This window comes from Bacillus sp. FSL K6-0069 (assembly GCF_038007785.1).
Classification (GTDB): domain Bacteria; phylum Bacillota; class Bacilli; order Bacillales; family Bacillaceae_G; genus Bacillus_A; species Bacillus_A mobilis.
This window is the reverse complement of sequence record NZ_JBBOXN010000001.1, coordinates 853,877-872,023: the sequence shown is the minus strand read 5'-3', so window position 1 is coordinate 872,023 and position 18,147 is coordinate 853,877. Positions and strand designations below refer to the sequence as shown.

At 35.1% G+C, this 18,147-nt stretch carries 20 protein-coding genes and 1 riboswitch; of the genes, 9 read left to right on the top strand and 11 right to left on the bottom strand.

Annotation, left to right across the window (positions count from 1 at the left end; all coding sequences use genetic code 11):
• Window positions 1-162: 162 nt before the first annotated feature.
• A riboswitch (Lysine riboswitch) is annotated at window positions 163-349 on the top strand.
• A gap of 146 nt (window positions 350-495) precedes the next feature.
• The 4 genes from MHB74_RS04470 (at window position 496) to MHB74_RS04455 (ending at window position 4,499) form a co-directional block, all read left to right on the top strand.
• Complete coding sequence (locus tag MHB74_RS04470) at window positions 496-1,920, top strand: amino acid permease (protein WP_016089172.1); 1,425 nt, start codon at window positions 496-498, stop codon at window positions 1,918-1,920.
• A gap of 60 nt (window positions 1,921-1,980) precedes the next feature.
• Window positions 1,981-3,180 carry an ABC transporter permease gene (locus MHB74_RS04465; protein ID WP_061677871.1) on the top strand — a complete coding sequence of 400 codons (1,200 nt, stop codon included), beginning with the start codon at window positions 1,981-1,983 and terminating at the stop codon, window positions 3,178-3,180.
• A 282-nt stretch (window positions 3,181-3,462) separates the two neighbouring features.
• Entirely contained in the window at window positions 3,463-3,978 is a 516-nt protein-coding gene (locus tag MHB74_RS04460; protein WP_061677870.1) for a type 1 glutamine amidotransferase domain-containing protein, read from the top strand.
• Between the two features lie 317 nt (window positions 3,979-4,295).
• A complete protein-coding gene (locus MHB74_RS04455; protein ID WP_001063863.1) occupies window positions 4,296-4,499 on the top strand; it encodes a hypothetical protein in 204 nt (67 codons plus the stop codon).
• Between the two features lie 46 nt (window positions 4,500-4,545).
• Here the strand turns inward: MHB74_RS04455 and MHB74_RS04450 are convergent, their stop codons facing one another.
• Complete coding sequence (locus MHB74_RS04450) at window positions 4,546-5,808, bottom strand: MDR family MFS transporter (protein ID WP_061677869.1); 1,263 nt, start codon at window positions 5,806-5,808, stop codon at window positions 4,546-4,548.
• Window positions 5,809-5,912: 104 nt separating this feature from the next.
• On the opposite strand from MHB74_RS04450, the gene MHB74_RS04445 reads away from it, so the two are divergent.
• Together MHB74_RS04445 and MHB74_RS04440 are read left to right on the top strand one after the other, a co-directional pair.
• Window positions 5,913-7,652 carry an SgrR family transcriptional regulator gene (locus MHB74_RS04445; protein WP_061677868.1) on the top strand — a complete coding sequence of 580 codons (1,740 nt, stop codon included), beginning with the start codon at window positions 5,913-5,915 and terminating at the stop codon, window positions 7,650-7,652.
• A 181-nt stretch (window positions 7,653-7,833) separates the two neighbouring features.
• Entirely contained in the window at window positions 7,834-8,352 is a 519-nt protein-coding gene (locus MHB74_RS04440) for a hypothetical protein (RefSeq protein ID WP_061677867.1), read from the top strand.
• Window positions 8,353-8,396: 44 nt separating this feature from the next.
• Here MHB74_RS04440 and MHB74_RS04435 read toward each other — a convergent pair whose 3' ends face one another.
• Window positions 8,397-8,945, bottom strand: coding sequence for an NAD(P)H-dependent oxidoreductase (locus MHB74_RS04435; RefSeq protein WP_061677866.1), 549 nt, complete (start codon window positions 8,943-8,945; stop codon window positions 8,397-8,399).
• Window positions 8,946-8,968: 23 nt separating this feature from the next.
• Window positions 8,969-9,508, bottom strand: a complete 540-nt coding sequence (locus tag MHB74_RS04430; protein WP_061677865.1) for an ester cyclase — start codon at window positions 9,506-9,508, stop codon at window positions 8,969-8,971.
• Window positions 9,509-9,677: 169 nt separating this feature from the next.
• Between MHB74_RS04430 and MHB74_RS04425 the strand changes: the two genes are divergently transcribed.
• Entirely contained in the window at window positions 9,678-10,016 is a 339-nt protein-coding gene (locus MHB74_RS04425; protein WP_001059468.1) for a winged helix-turn-helix transcriptional regulator, read from the top strand.
• A 153-nt stretch (window positions 10,017-10,169) separates the two neighbouring features.
• Here MHB74_RS04425 and MHB74_RS04420 read toward each other — a convergent pair whose 3' ends face one another.
• From MHB74_RS04420 to MHB74_RS04400, 5 genes are all read right to left on the bottom strand, one after another.
• Entirely contained in the window at window positions 10,170-11,372 is a 1,203-nt protein-coding gene (locus MHB74_RS04420; protein ID WP_061677864.1) for an MFS transporter, read from the bottom strand.
• 211 nt (window positions 11,373-11,583) lie between these two features.
• Window positions 11,584-12,162 carry a TetR family transcriptional regulator gene (locus tag MHB74_RS04415; RefSeq protein ID WP_061677863.1) on the bottom strand — a complete coding sequence of 193 codons (579 nt, stop codon included), beginning with the start codon at window positions 12,160-12,162 and terminating at the stop codon, window positions 11,584-11,586.
• Window positions 12,163-12,313: 151 nt separating this feature from the next.
• Entirely contained in the window at window positions 12,314-12,628 is a 315-nt protein-coding gene (locus MHB74_RS04410; protein WP_000539674.1) for a DMT family transporter, read from the bottom strand.
• A gap of 2 nt (window positions 12,629-12,630) precedes the next feature.
• Complete coding sequence (locus tag MHB74_RS04405) at window positions 12,631-12,975, bottom strand: DMT family transporter (protein ID WP_000796013.1); 345 nt, start codon at window positions 12,973-12,975, stop codon at window positions 12,631-12,633.
• 1,092 nt (window positions 12,976-14,067) lie between these two features.
• On the bottom strand, window positions 14,068-14,427 hold the full coding sequence (locus MHB74_RS04400; protein WP_061677862.1) for a MerR family transcriptional regulator: 360 nt from the start codon (window positions 14,425-14,427) through the stop codon (window positions 14,068-14,070).
• A gap of 137 nt (window positions 14,428-14,564) precedes the next feature.
• Here MHB74_RS04400 and MHB74_RS04395 point away from each other — a divergent pair, with 137 nt between their 5' ends.
• Window positions 14,565-15,335, top strand: a complete 771-nt coding sequence (locus MHB74_RS04395; protein ID WP_061677861.1) for an SDR family NAD(P)-dependent oxidoreductase — start codon at window positions 14,565-14,567, stop codon at window positions 15,333-15,335.
• A gap of 66 nt (window positions 15,336-15,401) precedes the next feature.
• Here the strand turns inward: MHB74_RS04395 and MHB74_RS04390 are convergent, their stop codons facing one another.
• Both MHB74_RS04390 and MHB74_RS04385 read right to left on the bottom strand, forming a co-directional pair.
• Entirely contained in the window at window positions 15,402-15,857 is a 456-nt protein-coding gene (locus MHB74_RS04390; RefSeq protein WP_061677860.1) for an N-acetyltransferase, read from the bottom strand.
• A 128-nt stretch (window positions 15,858-15,985) separates the two neighbouring features.
• Window positions 15,986-16,480 carry an Lrp/AsnC family transcriptional regulator gene (locus tag MHB74_RS04385; RefSeq protein WP_061677859.1) on the bottom strand — a complete coding sequence of 165 codons (495 nt, stop codon included), beginning with the start codon at window positions 16,478-16,480 and terminating at the stop codon, window positions 15,986-15,988.
• A gap of 204 nt (window positions 16,481-16,684) precedes the next feature.
• On the opposite strand from MHB74_RS04385, the gene MHB74_RS04380 reads away from it, so the two are divergent.
• Window positions 16,685-17,596 (top strand): DMT family transporter, encoded by a 912-nt coding sequence (locus MHB74_RS04380; protein ID WP_061677858.1) that lies wholly within the window; start codon window positions 16,685-16,687, stop codon window positions 17,594-17,596.
• 33 nt (window positions 17,597-17,629) lie between these two features.
• Here MHB74_RS04380 and MHB74_RS04375 read toward each other — a convergent pair whose 3' ends face one another.
• Window positions 17,630-18,112, bottom strand: coding sequence for a PRK06770 family protein (locus MHB74_RS04375; protein WP_061677857.1), 483 nt, complete (start codon window positions 18,110-18,112; stop codon window positions 17,630-17,632).
• Window positions 18,113-18,147 lie beyond the last annotated feature (35 nt).

Sequence of the window (18,147 nt, the reverse complement as noted above, 5' to 3'; positions counted from 1 at the left end):
TGATCTAGTTTTGGATCAGCTTCTTTTTATATCAAATAATTATTCACTCTTAATGACTAACTCTTCTCTATAATCTGATTATTACTATATCCATTGACGTATAAAAATTCATTTGTTACTCTTAAATACGTTAATTTAATATTTAAATCCTCATTCGTATCTCGGTGAGGTAGAGGTTGCAGTCATTAAGAGTATCATTTCAGGAGATGTAGTGGCATTGATGAAGGAATGAGAAAGGAATGATTGCCGAAGTAAGTCGTGTCCACCATGCACACTTGCTGGGTCTGCATTTAATAAGTGCAGAACTGTCACAAACGAAACGTTTCGTTTGTGGAGAGCTATCGAGAGGTATGTCGTGGGTTTCTTATAAGATAGAAAGCATGTAGCGGCAAATTACGTGCTTTTTTTGTTTTGTTTGGGACTTCTCTTCTCTACTAAGAAGACATACATATCTCCTCGCTTGACTTGGTTATACTAACTTTGGAGGTATTTTCTATGCAACAAAAAAAATGGGGCTTTTGGGTACTAACAGCTTTCGTTGTCGGTAACATGGTTGGCGCTGGTATTTTCATGGTGCCAAGTACGTTGGCACAAACAGCAAGCCCTCTCGGTGTCACTTTAGCTTGGTTAACAACAGGGTTTGGTGTTTTAATGCTAGCTCTTGTTTTCGGTAATTTAGCAATTCGTCGTCCTGATTTAACGACAGGACCACAAAGTCATGCATATGCTTTATTCTCATCACCAAAAAAGAAAAAAATGGCTGGTTTCAGTATGGTATGGGGATATTGGGTTGCAAACTGGGCAAGTAACGTTGCCATTATTACATCTTTCGCGGGATATTTATCACTCTTCTTCCCAATTATGAAAGATACACGACTACTATTTTCAATCGGTTCTTTTAACATAGAAGTCGGAAAACTAATTACATTTACGATTTGTTCCATCTTACTTTGGGGAACTCATATTATATTAACAAACGGTGTAAGCGGAGCTGGAAAGCTAAACTTCTTAGCAACAACAACGAAAGTAACTGGATTCCTTTTATTCATCGTCGTTACGTTATTTGCATTCGAAGCTTCTAAGTTTGGACAATGGTACACACCGATGATCGATAAATCAGGTGTATCACACGGCCTTCTTTCACAAGTAAACTTAGCTGCTCTTACAACACTTTGGGCATTTATCGGAATTGAATCGGCAGTACTTTTATCAAACCGTGCTACCTCTCCTAAAACAGTAAAACGCGCAACAGTTGCAGGATTACTTATTACAGTTGCGATTTACTTAGGAATTACCATTTTAACAATGGGTGTACTTCACGTTGATAAATTACAAGCTTCTGAACGTCCATTAGCAGATGCATTAAACGCTGCAATGGGTCATGGCGGCGGGAAACTGATGGCATTACTTGCTCTTACTTCCCTATTCGGTTCTATCTTAGGCTGGATTTTATTAAGCTCAGAAGTACCGTATCAAGCAGCAAAAGAAGGTTTCTTCCCTTCCTTCTTCACGAAAACAAATAAAAAAGGAAGTCCAATTTACTCATTACGATTAACAAACATTATGTCGCAAGTGTTCTTATTCTCAACATTATCAGGAACAATTGCGGAAGCTTATACATTCGTTATTACCGTATCAACACTGGCCTACCTCATTCCATATCTCGTTTCACCAATCTTCCAGTTAAAACTAGTCGCAACTGGTGAAACATATAAAAATGAAATGCGGGCAAGAATTACAGATGGTATAGTCGCAGTAATCGCACTTTGCTACGCGCTATGGGTTATTAAAACCGGTGCATCCGATATAAAAACGTTCCTTCTCGGAATTGGTTTATTCGTAATCGGCTTTGCCTTCTATCCATTAATGAATCGTGATCAGAAAAAAAATAACGAAAAGAAAAACGAGCAAGTTGCATAACGCAATTTGCTCGTTTTTTCTTTTATAAAACATATATAATAGAACAAAGAGGTGAAAAACATGTCAATCGAATCACTATGGAGCAGTCGTTTCCAACAACATATGCAAAATATCATTACATACTTTGCACGTATGATTAACGGTTTACTATATAGCTTTATCTTTATTTCATGCGTCGGCGCATACTACTATGCTCAGTTTCTAAAAGCATCTCCTTCTAAAGGAATATCTTTACTACTCATCACGATTGTACTTACATTCATTATAACGAGATGCCCGATCCGTACATTTATTCAAAAACCTGATGCTGTCTATTTGCTTGCATTAGAAGAGAAACTAACATCTTATTTTAAAAAATCTCTTCTATACAATTACATCATTCAGCTTTTCCCATTATTATTCACGTTCCTTATTCTCGTTCCACTTGCCCTGCAATCATTACAAGTAACGGTACCTTTCTTATGTACAATCTTTATCGTTTTAATGATTACGAAAGCTTGGAATATGTACATACATTGGATGTGGCGTGATAGCCATGAAAAAAACATATGGTTCATTATTCGTATTGCTTGTAACGCCCTCATCATTTACATGCTGTTTTACTCGGCACATGTTCTTATATTAGGCGGATTGCTCTTACTACTTGCTTTCCTGCTTCTATATACGAAAAAACAGCCTACAAAACGAATACCGTGGGATTACATAATTGAACAAGAAGAAAAAATGAACGTTCGTTTTTATCAATTTGCTAGCATTTTCACCGATGTTCCGCAACTAAATAAGCAAGTAAATAAAAGAAAATGGCTTACAAATTGGATTGAGCCTTTATTACATAAAATGCGAGCTACTTTCTTCTATTTACATACACTCGCATTTTTACGCGGGAATGATTATTTCGGTATATATATTCGCTTAGGAGTAATCGGTGCCTTCGCCTTATATTTTATACCAAACATATACGTAAAAGGCGCTATCGCATATATCGTCCTATATATGATTTCTATGCAGCTCCGTTCCCTGTGGAAATATTTTTCGGGAAATATTATCGTAGCATTATATCCAATTGATACTGAAAAACGAATGAATCAATTTCTTCGCTTAATCTTTATATTGCTAAGCATGCAACTCATTGTATTTTCAATTGTTATACTCATTGCTACAGGTCAACTTTTGCATAGCCTTATCATTATGATTTTCGGGTTACTCTGGATCAAATTTATTATTGTACCAAAAACGAAGCAACGAATTTCCGCATTTTAACGAAAAAAAATCATCTTAAAAGCCAAGGGGAAAACAAATTATCTCCTTGGCTTTTTTATTTTTCTTCCTCAAACAAGAATTACCGGCACAACCGATATTTTATGATTTTACACAAAAAAACGATAATACATGTTTACGTCCTAATAAAAAGGGTATGTATTAAATTAACAGGGCAAAGAAACTGGAGGGAATGAAAAAATATGAATTAAAGTTTCACTTTATACAAGACATTGCTCAAGGATGATTCTGAAACCGATAATATAATGTAAGGAGCGGATTAGAATGAGTAAAAAAATTGCTATTTTAATAACGGATTATTTCGAGGACACAGAATACACAGAGCCAGCAGAAGCATTTAAACAAAAGGGATATGAATTAACAACTATTGAAATGGAAAAAGGTAAAACAGTACACGGTAAGCAAGGAAAAAGTGAAGTCGTAATTGATAAAAATATTGATGATGTTTCTCCAGAGAACTTTGATGCCCTCTTCATACCAGGCGGATTTTCCCCAGATATACTTCGTGCAGATGAACGTTTTGTTCGCTTTAGTAAAGCATTTATGGATGCGAAAAAACCTGTTTTTGCTATTTGTCACGGCCCCCAATTACTCATCACTGCACAAACACTTGAAGGACGCGATGTGACTGGATATAAATCCATTGCGGTCGATTTGAAAAATGCCGGTGGACATTTTCATGACAAAGAGGTTGTCGTATGCCAAAATCAGCTAGTAACAAGTAGACAACCAGAGGATATCCCAGCGTTTATTGAAGAATCATTGCGTATATTAGGATAGTTGCTTTGGCTAACCTCATATATGTATGAAAAAAATTTAATCAGTAGGGTTTTGTTCATCCCCTACTGATTATTAGCCCTCACCAACTGGTCGTTTACAGACAATCCGACCTCCACAAATAGCGAGATAAATAAAAAGAGTGTAACCCAAAAGTGTGGTTTTCATGACCTTTTGGGTTACACTCTTTTCTCATCCCCAAATTTCTAATCACTTTTCATAGGCAGTTCTCATATAGTGAAAATGACTATACAATTCCTATCCATAAGTTAAATAATGATTTTACACATATATAAATACAAAAGATGGGAGCCTTATTTATGAATAACAATCCACCTTCAACGCCCCCAAATCCAACGGAAACGAATAATAATGAAGTGAGTTTACAAACATTACGCGTCATTGGGCTTATTGTACTAATTAGTGGCTACATATTAGTAGCTCTTTCTGAAGTAGGAACGTTAAAAAATCTTTTGCTACAGCCTAATACTACTCCAAATTTAGCTGAAGTTGATCCGTTCTAAAAATTATATAAAAAGCGAGTCTAGTTCGTTCGCTTTTTATATAGTTTTACCCAATCTGAGAAACCTCTCTCTCATCCTCATACTTCTCTTTCCCTATCGCCTTCATAAATAATAAAATACTACTCATACCAACGATAAAGTACAGAGCACTCATGCCCCAAGATGCAAGAAATGAGCCTATCATAACACCTAATGCCCCGTTCATTTTTGCCACTTGAAAGACCATTCCATTAATCGCCATATAAGAACCTCTTGCCTCGTTTGGCACCATATCTGCCATTATAGATTGACGTACTGGCACATACATCATCTCTCCTACCGTTTGGAAAAGCCCTGCGATTAATAAGATCCATAAACTATTGCTCGTTCCGAGTATGGTAAAGCCAATCGTATAAATGAATAAACCTACATATAAGATTTTCAAATCATTGAAGCGTTTCAGCATTTTAATAAGAAGCGCCGAACATAACACAACTAAAATTGTATTCTCTGCTGAAATCCAGCTCATCATGCGAATACCTGTTAAATCAAACGTAACACCATTCCAAAAGAAAAAGTGCACCGTTTCAAATTCCTGCTGCAAACGTACCCCTAAATAATTATTAACCTGAAACTCTAAAGATAATGTGCATATACTTGCTGCACAAAAAATTAGAAACGCTCTATCTTTCATCACGACTTTATAACTATCCGCCATATCTTTTAATACATTTTTCTTCTCTACCGTTTTTCGTGCTACATACACTTCTTCCATATATACGGCCATCACATATAATGTAATAACTGCAATAACTGTTAATCCGATAAACAATTGTAATCTATAGTTCTCAAATAGTAATCCGCCAAATATCGCTCCAATCGCAATGGATAAATTAATTGCCCAGTAGTTAATGCTGTACATCACTTTTCGGTTTTCCGGTGTACTCACGTCGATTAACATCGCCTCTGTTGCAGGGTTCATAAGTCCCGCTCCTAAACTATTCACTAACATAAAGACAAATGTTAGCCATGGTGAGTCTACATAATCCGAATTCGCAACCCCCATACAAGCGATGGAAATGACTTGTATACTTTGACCGATAATCATTACTTTTTTACGACCGAGCCGATCCCCGACATATCCACCGTATAAACCAATTACTAATGAAGCTATGACATTAATGAGTAGTAACGCACCTGCAATCGCACTACCTAACTTTATTGAAAAATAAATCGCCATAAATGGAAAAATCATCGTGGACACAGCACGTGTTAAAAACGAAGTTATAATTCTAATTTTTATATTTCGATGCATACTCCAAAATCCCATTATTCCCCCTCCTTATGCTTACTTATTTTACTTTGAAAAAGAGGAAGAAAAAGGTTAGAATATTCTAAAGAGTTTCCCCTTTTATTATAGAAGGAAGTGTATATATGAAAATTATGGACTATTACATTAGACTAAGACTACATGCACAAGATCAACAACATATCCGAAATAGCTTACAAGAATTAGCGGATATTTTATATTGCAGTACGAAAAATGTAAAAATTTTATTAAAGAAAATGAGCGAGGAGCAATTCATTCACTGGACTCCCGGGAGAGGCCGCGGGAATAAAACGGAAATTCTATTTATACATAATCTCGTAGAAGCGATTGAATCCTACACAGATGAACTGTTAGCGCAAGAAAAATTAAAGGATATCTTTCTTCTTTTAAAAGAACCGCTACCTCTTGCACTTCAAAAAAAGATAGAAAATAAACTACATCATCATTTTGGATACGAACCTTCAAATGATATGTACGACATATTAAAAATTCCTATATCAAGAAAGATATTCCCATTAGATCCGGCTTTTGTCGCTGTAACTACAGAGAGCCATCTTACGAGTCAAATTTTTGACACGTTAGTCGTTTATAACAATGTTACTGAAAAAATGGAACCACACATTGCACATACGTGGGAATTAAGTGAAGACGGGCTTACATGGACCTTTTATTTACGAAAGGATATACATTTTCATAACGAAACAGTTTTAACTTCTAAAGATGTACAATTTTCCTTTGAACGATTAAAGCAAGTTCACTCTCCTTTCGAATGGTTAACAGAAGAAATTGTTCAAATTGAAACACCATCACCACTGCAAATTCGATTCCATTTAGCAAAACCAAATCTATTTTTCTTACACTATGTAAGTTCCATGCAACTAGCAATTTTGCCGCGTGATGCTAGTATTCAAAATCATCATTATATAGGTACTGGACCTTTCAAACTTGCTCATTACTCGGAAGACAATATTGTACTCGAAGCGTTCACCCATTATTTTAAAGAGCGCGCTTTATTAGACCGTATTGAATTTTGGGGTATTCCTGATCATATACAAATCGATGCTGATTATGAACTACCAAATGAAGAGGAAAATGAAAGACATGATATACAAATAGAAGAAGTAGGTTGTATTTATGCTAGCTTCAACTTTACAAAACCTGGTCCTCATCACGACATGTATTTTCGAAAAGCTTGGAGAGAAATATATGATGTTGAAACGATACTGCGTAGCATAGAGGGTAGACGAACAATTGCTGCATCAAGCTTTTTCCCTGAAAGAAGCCGCCAAGTTGCTAAAAGGTCCTACTCTTTAGAAAAAGCGAAAGAGTATTTAAAAAAGAGCACCTATAGTGGAGAAACGATACATATTTACTTTTTCGCATTTAAAGATAGTGCAAATGACGCTCATTTCTTAAAGGAACGTTGCGAACAATTAGGAATACACGTAGAACTTCATCCATTTCTCGTTTCAGATTATATGGATCATTCTATCGATAAGCACGCCGATATTATTTTCATGGGAGAAGTGTTTGCTGCTGATCATGAACTTGCATTCTTAAATGTATTTAAAAATAAAAGTTGCTTCGTAAATCGGTTCATGGACGCGCACTATGAAAACCAAATTAACTGTTTACTTGATACCTTTTTATTAGAAGAAAATAAAGAGAAGCGCTATGAACTCATGTATGAAATTGAAGAATTTTTACAAGCAGAACACATCATTTTATTTAACTATCACGTTTTAAAAAGAAAAACATACCCTTCTTCTTTAAAAAACGTAACAATTGATTCATTCGGCTGGGCAAATTTTGCGAAGTTATGGATACAGCCCTCCATGTCTTAACATGTGAATCATTATAAAGTGAAACTTTAATCAGGGGGGATTTTGTTCATCCCCCCTGATTATTAGTTGAACCAATCGGGCTTTTACGGGCAGTTGATTCCCCACCTAACTTCTTTGCTTCCGCTGAATTTTAAGGTGGGAGTCTTACTGCCCGTTAATGCGGGATAAAAGGAGAGGAACCATGAAACGCACCCTAGAAAAAAGACTTTCCTATCTATACACAGGTGAGTTATTTTCAGTCATTACTTTTATTTTCACAAGTTACTTACTTAATTATGCTTATCCTACGTTACATTTATATTCATTATATTCTTTTTGGGTCTCATTTCTTCTTTTAGAGTTTATCTTATTACAAGGAACACTTTACTGGTACGTAAAATGGAAACGACTAAAAAAAGAGAAAACATCTGTTACACCTATTAGGATGATTCAATATTTAAAAATACTTAAAAAGATAAATATAGCATTCATTATCACAGGATTTATTACGTTTACTATTGATTTTGTAATTTGGTACCCCCACTTACCTTTAGGTGGGCTATCATTCACTCTATTTATTTATATTTTCGCATTACTTGAGTACACTAACTATTATCACACTCAGCTTTCATACGATAATATTTCTGATATTAAACGTTTAATCAAATCAAAAAAACTAAAACAGTCCTGTATAAGTAAAGATTTTCAACGTACTTCATAAAAAAGAAGGTACTACATTCTTAGTAGTACCTTCTTCACATGCTATTATTTAATTACTCCATCTAAATGATCTTTCAAGTTCAATACATATTGCTCAATGTTCGGGTTCTTCACCACATCATAACAAGCAAAGCTCTTTAACGCACTCATGCCAAGAAACTTCTGTACACGATGTAAATGGCTAAGCGCTGACTCTAAACTTTCTCCCTCAAAAAACTTCGTCTTATCTCCAAATGCTTTCTCAGGCGCATTCCAAGTTGTAGAAAACATATACTCTTTCTCTTTTAATAAACCACCTGTCCCATATTCATCAGCACCTTTAAAGAACAAACCGTATTCATATACTTCATCCATATACGTTTTAAATAAGCCCGGTACACTAAACCAGTAAATCGGTGTTTGATAAATTACAACATCAGCCCATAAAAACTTCTCCTGTTCTTCTTTAATACTATAGCCATCTTGAATCGTTGTTACTTTTACATGATGATTCTCGCTTAATATTGTTATCATATAATCAACTAACGTTTTATTTAATCTGCCTTCCTTTGTGCCGTATTTTTCATGTCCATTTATAATGAATATATTTTTCATCGCTTTTCTCTCCCCTATATAATTTACTCTTCAGCTATTAACCCAAGTTGCTGTTTCAGCGTAAGATTATCTTCTAAATGCCAGTCTTCCGTTATCTTTCCGTCTTTCACATGTAAAATATCAATGGCAAAAAAATTGATTTTCTTATCCTTATGAGTGCCTGTAAAAGAAAGACGAGCTGTTACTTTATCACCAACGACTAATAAATCTTCAATCTCGCAATGTATGTTAGGAACGACTTTATGAAAATTTTGTGCCGCAAACTTTAATCCTTCCTTGCCTTGTGGTCGCCCTTTCGGCAATGTATTATCAAAAAATTTTTCAGTAACAGTCTGCGGAATAAGTTCCTCTTTACCTGTATCCCAAAATGCATAAAAACGCTGTGCTGCATGAACCATCTCTGTCGCTTCTTTTTTACTTAGTGAGGGATCAATTGTCATTGCTTTTGGCTTTGGCATTTCTTTTAATAACTGGACTTCCGTTTTTTCTTCCATGCCGCATGCTACAAGTACAATACAAACAACAAACAAACTAAGGAATCCAACCAACTTTTTTATCCCCATGAAAATCACCTCCTCCTCATCTAACCCCTTTGTATTTCGTATTGCTATTGTATATGCACTAACTTCCTTTATGGAAGTAGTGATATTTTTTTCATATAGTTACCAAAAGTATAGTTTTGTGATACTATAAAGCAAATTCATTCAAAAAATTTTTATGGAGGCTAGTTCCATGAACAATATAGATCCAGTTGAATTAACGAAAGGTTTACCTGGCATACCTTGTCCTATCGCTAAAACGCTTGATGTAATTCGTACAAAATGGACGTTTTTAATCATTCGCGACCTTCTTATCGAAGGAACATTGCGCTTTAGTGATTTACAAAAATCAATGGACGGGATTAGTCCGAAAACATTATCGCTTCGACTAAAAGAACTAGAATCTCAAGGTATTATAACGAGAAAAGTATATCCAGAAGTTCCGCCTCGTGTAGAGTACACATTAACGGATAAAGGAAAGCAATTAGAGGGGATTTTCATTGAATTAAAACGATTTGGATTAAGTTTATAAAGTGAAACTTTAATCAGCCCTCACCACTCGGACTTTTATGGGCAGCCCGACCCCCACCTAACTTCTTTGCTTTCACTGAATTTTGAGGTGGGGGTCTTACTGCCCATTAAAGCGGGATAAAACAAAAACCCCTTACCGTCGTAAGGGGTTTTATTACTTCGCAAAGCTTTCAGCTAGCTGTTTCTCTCTCCACATAAATGTAATGCCGAGACCAACTATTAAAACAACTCCTGAAAATGCATATGGATAATGAATATTCATATCAAATAATATTCCGCCCATCGCTGGTCCTGCGATATTTCCTAAACTCGTATAAGTCGAGTTCATACCAGCAACAAATCCTTGCTCTTTTCCAGCTGCTTTTGATAAAAACGTCGTTAAAGCTGGACGAAGTAAATCGAATGCAAGGAAAATAAAGCAAGTAACGAGAAGTACAATCCAATAATTAAAGACTACAGTTGAAACGAACGCTAATACTGCACCTACAATTAAACATATTTGAATCAACACCTTTTCACCGAACATGTCGACCAATTTGCCAAACATAAACACTTGCACAACTACCCCAAAGATGGAGCTAATCGTAATAATTGCGGCAATATCTTTCGGTGTAAATCCAAACTTATGATCAGAAAACAGACTAAACACAGTTTCATACGCCGATAATCCGAATGCGAGTACAAATACGATAATAAATGCAATTGCATACATTGGATGTAATGATTTCTTTAAATCACCAATAAAACTTGATTCTTTCGTGTTAGCAGAAATCTCTGCAAGCTCTTCTTTCGTTAACGGTTCTTTCAAAATAAAGATCGAAATTACACATGCTATAAAAGCAATTGCTGCTGCAACGAAGAATGGCACACGTATACCGTATTCTGCAATAAATCCGCCAATTCCAGGCCCTATAATAAATCCAGTACTGATTGCCGCAGATAAATATCCCATCGCCTTTGGACGTTCTTGCATAGAGGTAATATCCGCAACATACGCTGTAACACCAGGCATAATAAACGCAGCACTAATTCCGCCTAACACTCGTGCTACATAAAGCATCCACACATCTTTTCCTAATCCAAAAAGAAGTTCTGAAACACCAAAAATAAATAACCCAATGATGATCATTTTCTTCCTGCCGTAAAGGTCAACCCACCGGCCTGTAATAGGTGACGTAATAAGCTGAGCCATTGCAAACACTGCAACGAGATATCCCATCGTCTTCCCTGTTAAACTCATGTCATTCATAAAGGACGGCATAACCGGAATGATTAATCCAATCCCTAAAAAAGCGATAAATATATTACTCAAAAGAATGACCAATACCATCTTTTGTTCTTTTATCGGTTTCTTCACTTTTTAACACCTCTTCCCGTAAGTTCCTCAAAAAAATAATGCCCAAGAAGCTTTTTCTTTATCCTGCTATTTGTGGGCTAATCATGAGTAGAGATGCCTCTACTCATTAGAATTTCACACTATCCTTCCACACATACATAAGTATTAGGTGAATGACTATCATTCAGTTTCCCTCAAAAATGAACCTACCTTTTCAGACAGGTTCACCTCACTATTTCTTTATATGTAGTGCATGTGTTAAAAAATCTAGTACTTCTGCCTTTTGTAGCTCGACTTGCTCATCATCTTTATGATCATATAAATAAACTTGTTCCGCTGCTGACTCAACAAGAGCGATAAATAACTTCGCTGTTCGCTCCGCATGAACCGAATCACGAATTTCACCAGATTCTTTCGCCTCATTTAAAAACTCGCTTAGCCACATATAAAGAGGCTCATACACAGCTTCCCATTCTTTTATATGTTCTGTAGATGCAAGACCCGCATACATTAAAGCCTGTATTTCACGATATTCCGCTATAAAGTGAAACACCGCATCTATTACTTGCGTCACTTTATTTGAGAAAGGCGCATCGTTTTGCACTTTTTCTTTCACTGCAAGTATCATCTTTTCAACCATCACTTCTGCTATTGCAGGCATAACAGATAACTTAGAAGGAAAATATAAATAGAAAGTTCCTTGTGCAATGCCAGCTAATTTCACGATATCAGAAATCTTCGTTTTTTCAACGCCCTTTTCCTGAAACACTTCAATAGCTGCATAGACAATTTTCTCTTTTTTATTCATCATCTGAACCCTTTCACACGCGTATTGAATGACTGTCACTCATTTTATAAGATAATCGATTGTACTGTCAATGATAGTGAACTCTAAGAGGAAATCATTTTTTAATAATAAAAATCTCCTAACAAACAATTAGGAGATAAAATGTAATATATCTTTAAGAAAGAGCCTTTAATCCTGTCACTCCGCATACAATAAGAGCCACACTAATGATACGTGCTTTACTTTTCGACTCACCAAACAGAAACATATTTAATAAAACGGCACCTGCTGTTCCAATACCAATCCAAACCGCATACGCAACACTTACTTGTAAAAATAAGAAAGATGTATACAAGAATGCAAAGGATGTAGCAAACCCGCCTATATAAAGCGCACCATTTGCTAATGTTTTATCTTTACTATACATTTTTAGACCGATCACACCGACTATTTCACTAATTGCAGCACAAAATACGAAAAACCAACCCATCTTTAAGCAGCTCCTTCCATAGTTTCTTCTTTATTATCAGCTAGCTTTAAACCGATAACGCCAGCTACAACCATCACGATGAAGAATAACTTTCCTACACTGAAACTTCCTCCGAAAAGGAATACATCCATTAAGAAAGTACCTACCGTACCAGCTCCGGCAAAAATGGCATATACAGTTCCTGTCGCAAGATGTTCACACGCTTTAGAAAGGAAGTGAAAATCAACAGCAATAACTCCTAAAATAATAATCCAATGCCACCAAGTATCGGCCGTATTAAAACCAAACACCCAAAAAATTTCAAAGATACACGTTAATATGACATATAACCAAGCTCTATTTTTCATACCTCTCACCTCTTATGACTGACTATCAGTCATTTTTGTTTTGAAAAAATATTCTCTTTCATCACTACTATATATAAACAACTATCATCCTCATTTACCATTGTATTTGTTCCGTTTCTAAGCTAACTACATCCTGCCACAGAAAAATGACTGAATGTCATTCATTAATATTGTACATGAATATTTTAAAAGCTGTCAATGCCGAAAGTTTATTTAAAATTTATTTCATCCGATTTGTATATTTCCTAATAATCTGTCAATACTGCTAGTAACATAATATTTTCTCCACTCCCCCTTGGAGAGATCCCTTTAATAGAGCAGTTAGCGTTTGCTAGCTGCTCTTTTTATTTTTCATCTTTCATAATCCAATTCAATCGCATGTTCACTTGATCCAAAATAGAGTGAAACTTTAATCAGTGGGGGTCTTACTGCTGCCCATTAAAGCAGGATATTCCCCACTATGAATTGCCGAAAAGTCATTTCAGATTCGTTTTAAATCTGATTTTCTTCATTCTAAATCAGTAATAAGTTATTTGACTTATTCAGATTTTAAGCTGCACATCCTTTTCTACAAAATAGCATTTTCATTCAATTATCATTGCACTTTTTTGTTCTACAATTCGATATGCAATATTTCATATTTCATTATCGCAATATCACTTTATTAACCATCATTTTATACAAACGAGTTCCTATTACGCGTTAAATCAACATTTGTAATTTAATTCCTTATTTAAATCATCTGGTTTTTATTTTTAAACACTATATTCGGATAATTATATTGGAATTTCTTGTTCTACACATTCAAATACATCTTGTGTATTATGTAGGAGAAGAGTAATTAAAAGACTTACTCTTTGCTATTGAGGGAAGAGCCTGAGAGCCATATCAGGCTCTTCTTTATGTATGTATCTTGTATATTAAGGTGCGATTTCCAGTAGACAAAGTGAAACTTTAATCAGTGGGGGTTTTCTTCATCCCCAACTGATTAAAGTTTCACGTCCAATTTACCGAGTAGTTAGCGTTTGCTAGCTGCTCTTTTTTATTTGCCAACACACTATAAGATCAAACCCATTTTCATCATATATATTTCTATTTGTTTTCCAAAGAGGCCTTGTATGCAATAATCTTATTCTCAAGCATCTTTTCTGTAATGACTAAGTTTTCTCTTTGCATCTGAATAGATTTCCTATGATCTTCTAGGAGCTGTAAACGAGCTTCAGTTGTATGCTCCCCTTCTAAATATAACCTCGCATATTCTCTTATTTTCGCTATCGGCATTTGCGTTTGTTTTAATTTCATGACAAACTGCAACCACTTTATATGTGACTCTTCATAAAGTCGATTCCCATTTGTATCGCGATTTGCAATTAATATATTTTCCTTTTCATAATAACGTAGTGTATGTGTACTCACTCCTATTAATTTAGCCACCTCACTAATTGTGTACATACTCTAACTCCCTCCACATGCTTATCCTCGTATATTTTATAGCCTTATCAAATTAATAAAAAACATTTGACTTAGAGTATACTCTAACAAATAAAATCTAACCATAATATATTTATTTGAACTTAGGGGGATTTTATATGAAATACACTGTTATAACTGGTGCTAGTTCTGGAATTGGCTATGAATCGGCTTTAGCCTTTGCATCTCGCGGAAAGAACTTAATACTTGTCGCTCGAAGACAAGTAGAATTAGACGGATTAAAATTAAAAATTAACGAAATGAATCCAGAATTGGATGTTGTTATTCGAAGAACTGATTTATCTATCACGGAAAATGTTTATAAGCTTTATGAAAGCCTACAAGCCTTTCAAATTGAAACGTGGATTAACAACGCAGGGTTTGGTAATTTCGCCTCAATTGCTGAACAAAATTTAAATAAAATTGAAACGATGTTACATGTAAATATAGAAGCACTAACAATACTCTCTTCTCTTTTCGTTCGAGATTATTCCATGGTTGATGGCACACAACTTATTAACGTTTCATCAGGTGGTGGATACACAATTGTTGCTGATGCTGTTACGTATTGCGCTACGAAATTCTACGTAAGTGCATTTACAGAAGGTTTGTCTCACGAATTGAAAGAACAAGGTGCAAAACTACAAGCAAAGGTTTTAGCACCTGGTGCAACTGAAACAGAATTTGCAAAACGTTCATTTGATATTGATGAATTCCAATACGATAATGTTGTACCGAAATTCCACACTGCAAAACAAATGGCACAATTTATGCTTGATCTTTACGACAGTGATAATGTTGTAGGGCTTGTCGATGGTTACACTTATAACTATGAGCTTAAAAATCCCATTTTTAATTTTGCAGTAAGAAAAACGAATTCAAGTTCTTAATTCCCCTAAAATATAGAGTCCCACTATTACGTAAATAATAGTGGGACTTTTTTCTTTCTGAAACTTTCACCCAACATACCGAATCATCGCCACCTCATCACAATAATCAACCTTTGGACAATGTCTACAATCAATCCATACTTTCTCTGGTAACGCCTCTCTATTCACAAAATCAAACCCGCACTTTTGAAAAAATTCCGTTTCATATGTTAAAGAAATAACTCTACTCACTTTTATTTTCGCTGCCTCATTGATTACATGGTTCACTAACATACGCCCGATTCCTTTTCCTGCATATGTATGCGGAACAACTAATGACCGAACTTCTGCAAGGTCCTCTCCTAACACATGTAAACCAGCAACTCCAACAATTTTTTCCCCTTCTTTCATAACATATAAACATTGTAAATATTGATAGAGAGACAAAAGCGAACGCGGTAAAACAACTCCCTCTTTTGCATAAGCTTCAATGAGACTATAAATTTCTTTCACATCACTCGTAACTGCATTAAAGATTTTCATATTCTATCCCCTTGCCCTCGATATTAATATTTATAAGTATAATTGAATTTTAATACATAATTTTATATAATAATACATCTCTCCTTTCTCCCCGTCAATCACTTTATACAAACAAAAAACCGAGCAATCTAATCGATGCTCGGTTCTTCATTTCGTATCGGTAATACGGTCGAATATTTAATTTCACGAAGTGCTAAACTCGTCTGTATCCTTGTAATCCCAAGCTTATTCAGCTTTCTAATAAACTGTTCCAGCTCTTTACGATCACGATTTGCAACCTTTAATAAATAATCATACTCTCCTGTTAAACAGTGACATTCTAACACTTCCGGCATCGATTCTAATTCTTTTTCCAACACGTCAAGTTTATCTGATTTATGAATATTTGTACTCATAAAAATGAAGCATAACAAATCAAAACCAAGCTTTTCTTGATTTAAAATGGCTACTTGCTTATCAATGAACCCTTCTCCATCTAATCTTTTTATTCTCGCATGCATCGCAGCTGGTGATAAATTAACGCGTCGCGCAAGCTCTGCATTACTTACTTGTGACTCCTTCTGCAATATATCTAAAATTTGTACATCTAAATCATCTAACACTTTAATAACAGACGACTCCATCAAAATTCCCCCTTTTTATTACCGATGATTATTCGAAAAAACACCTTATAATCTAAATAAAACTGAATATCTTTCCGTAAATAGTATTCAAAACAAAATATCTTATCGACTTTTTCCCATTATACAAAAGAATATATTACATAATAAAGAAAAATGCTAAAATTATTTACAATTCACATTGATTACAACAAAGGGGATTTTAGTATGCCTTATTTTTATGTCTTTTTACTATTACTAACGAGCTTATTATGGGGAGGAAATTTCGTCGTTGGGAAATCGCTCGTTGATCACGCGTCTCCGATGACACTTACAAGTTTAAGATGGATGATTGCGATTGTTTGTTTATTACCGATGGTTTGGTTTAAAGAAAAGAAAATCATTCCACCTCGTGCTGCAATACTTCCGTTAATACTAATGGGGATTTCAGGGGTCGCTCTTTTTAACATCTTTCAATTTCTAGCACTAGAAAAAACATCCGCAACGAATGTAGGGCTTATTTCTACATTAAATGCGATTTCCATTGCACTATTTTCAGTATTATTTCTAAAAGAAAAAGTAAATACACTTCAAATTCTATCCATGATTCTTTCATTCTTTGGGGTTATTCTTGTCCTATTAAAAGGTAACTTTGCACTTTTATTTTCACTACATTTTAATAGTGGCGATTTATGGATGCTTGCAGCTGTTTGTATTTGGGGCATGTATTCTGTTTGTAGTAAATGGGCAACAAAAACAACCACACCGCTCATGGCAACATTATACTCTGGTATTTTCGGTGTTATTTTATTACTCCCATTTAACATTGGAAGCTTCACTGTTACAAATATAAATACTTCTTTCATCACATCCCTTTTATATACAGGGCTTATTTCAACAGTTCTTTGTATGGTGTTTTGGAATATTGGCGTACAAAAATTAGGAGCTACGACATCCGGTATTTTTCTAAACTTCAATCCGATTTTCACAGCTATTTTAGCATTTCTTTTCCTCGGTGAAGAACTAACGTGGATACAAATTTTCGGGACAATGATCGTTGTGACAGGATGTTATTTGTTTTCCCATTTCAAAACGGTTGCTGTTCAGCCAACTAGAACTTTAATGCGGAAACATTCTTAACAAAAAAATGTCGCCACCAAAGTGGCGATATTTTTATTTACCTTTCATTTCTTTCACATACTGCTTTTCTTCTTCTGGCGATAAACGTTCTGTTGCCTTTCCAGTATCACCACCTTGAATTTCCCACAAAAAGTTATGCTCCTCGACCGTTTGTGAAAAATCCACTTTCTCCCAGCGCTCTAAAGTGGCAAGTAGCTTTGATTTATATTTAAAATTTGTACTACTTTCTACTGCCTTCTTGGCACTAACAATTTCCTTATTTGTCATTTCAATAAATCCCCATTTTTCAGAGGATTTTACTTTTTGATGTACCATCCTATGCATGGTAGAAATAATTTCATCCTCACTAAACTGTGGCTTCTCTTCCGCAACTTTCTTGTCCTGTTGGCTCATCACTTTTTGTGTTTTAAGACTCTTCTCCTCTTCCTCTATATAATTAAGAAGTTTAGTAACACCGAATACAGCTCCTATCGCAATTACAATCATTGTAATTGCCCCTATTATCCATTTTTTCATATTATGTACTCCCCATTCCCCTAATAATCACATAA

What these genes read in the sequence shown, in the direction of transcription:
- MHB74_RS04470 (WP_016089172.1), top strand. Translation starts at nt 496, where the DNA reads ATGCAACAAAAAAAATGGGGCTTTTGGGTACTAACAGCTTTCGTTGTC.
- MHB74_RS04465 (WP_061677871.1), top strand. Translation starts at nt 1,981, where the DNA reads ATGTCAATCGAATCACTATGGAGCAGTCGTTTCCAACAACATATGCAA.
- MHB74_RS04460 (WP_061677870.1), top strand. Translation starts at nt 3,463, where the DNA reads ATGAGTAAAAAAATTGCTATTTTAATAACGGATTATTTCGAGGACACA.
- MHB74_RS04455 (WP_001063863.1), top strand. Translation starts at nt 4,296, where the DNA reads ATGAATAACAATCCACCTTCAACGCCCCCAAATCCAACGGAAACGAAT.
- MHB74_RS04450 (WP_061677869.1), bottom strand. Translation starts at nt 5,808, where the DNA reads ATGGGATTTTGGAGTATGCATCGAAATATAAAAATTAGAATTATAACT.
- MHB74_RS04445 (WP_061677868.1), top strand. Translation starts at nt 5,913, where the DNA reads ATGAAAATTATGGACTATTACATTAGACTAAGACTACATGCACAAGAT.
- MHB74_RS04440 (WP_061677867.1), top strand. Translation starts at nt 7,834, where the DNA reads ATGAAACGCACCCTAGAAAAAAGACTTTCCTATCTATACACAGGTGAG.
- MHB74_RS04435 (WP_061677866.1), bottom strand. Translation starts at nt 8,945, where the DNA reads ATGAAAAATATATTCATTATAAATGGACATGAAAAATACGGCACAAAG.
- MHB74_RS04430 (WP_061677865.1), bottom strand. Translation starts at nt 9,508, where the DNA reads ATGGGGATAAAAAAGTTGGTTGGATTCCTTAGTTTGTTTGTTGTTTGT.
- MHB74_RS04425 (WP_001059468.1), top strand. Translation starts at nt 9,678, where the DNA reads ATGAACAATATAGATCCAGTTGAATTAACGAAAGGTTTACCTGGCATA.
- MHB74_RS04415 (WP_061677863.1), bottom strand. Translation starts at nt 12,162, where the DNA reads ATGATGAATAAAAAAGAGAAAATTGTCTATGCAGCTATTGAAGTGTTT.
- MHB74_RS04410 (WP_000539674.1), bottom strand. Translation starts at nt 12,628, where the DNA reads ATGGGTTGGTTTTTCGTATTTTGTGCTGCAATTAGTGAAATAGTCGGT.
- MHB74_RS04405 (WP_000796013.1), bottom strand. Translation starts at nt 12,975, where the DNA reads ATGAAAAATAGAGCTTGGTTATATGTCATATTAACGTGTATCTTTGAA.
- MHB74_RS04400 (WP_061677862.1), bottom strand. Translation starts at nt 14,427, where the DNA reads ATGTACACAATTAGTGAGGTGGCTAAATTAATAGGAGTGAGTACACAT.
- MHB74_RS04395 (WP_061677861.1), top strand. Translation starts at nt 14,565, where the DNA reads ATGAAATACACTGTTATAACTGGTGCTAGTTCTGGAATTGGCTATGAA.
- MHB74_RS04390 (WP_061677860.1), bottom strand. Translation starts at nt 15,857, where the DNA reads ATGAAAATCTTTAATGCAGTTACGAGTGATGTGAAAGAAATTTATAGT.
- MHB74_RS04385 (WP_061677859.1), bottom strand. Translation starts at nt 16,480, where the DNA reads ATGGAGTCGTCTGTTATTAAAGTGTTAGATGATTTAGATGTACAAATT.
- MHB74_RS04380 (WP_061677858.1), top strand. Translation starts at nt 16,685, where the DNA reads ATGCCTTATTTTTATGTCTTTTTACTATTACTAACGAGCTTATTATGG.
- MHB74_RS04375 (WP_061677857.1), bottom strand. Translation starts at nt 18,112, where the DNA reads ATGAAAAAATGGATAATAGGGGCAATTACAATGATTGTAATTGCGATA.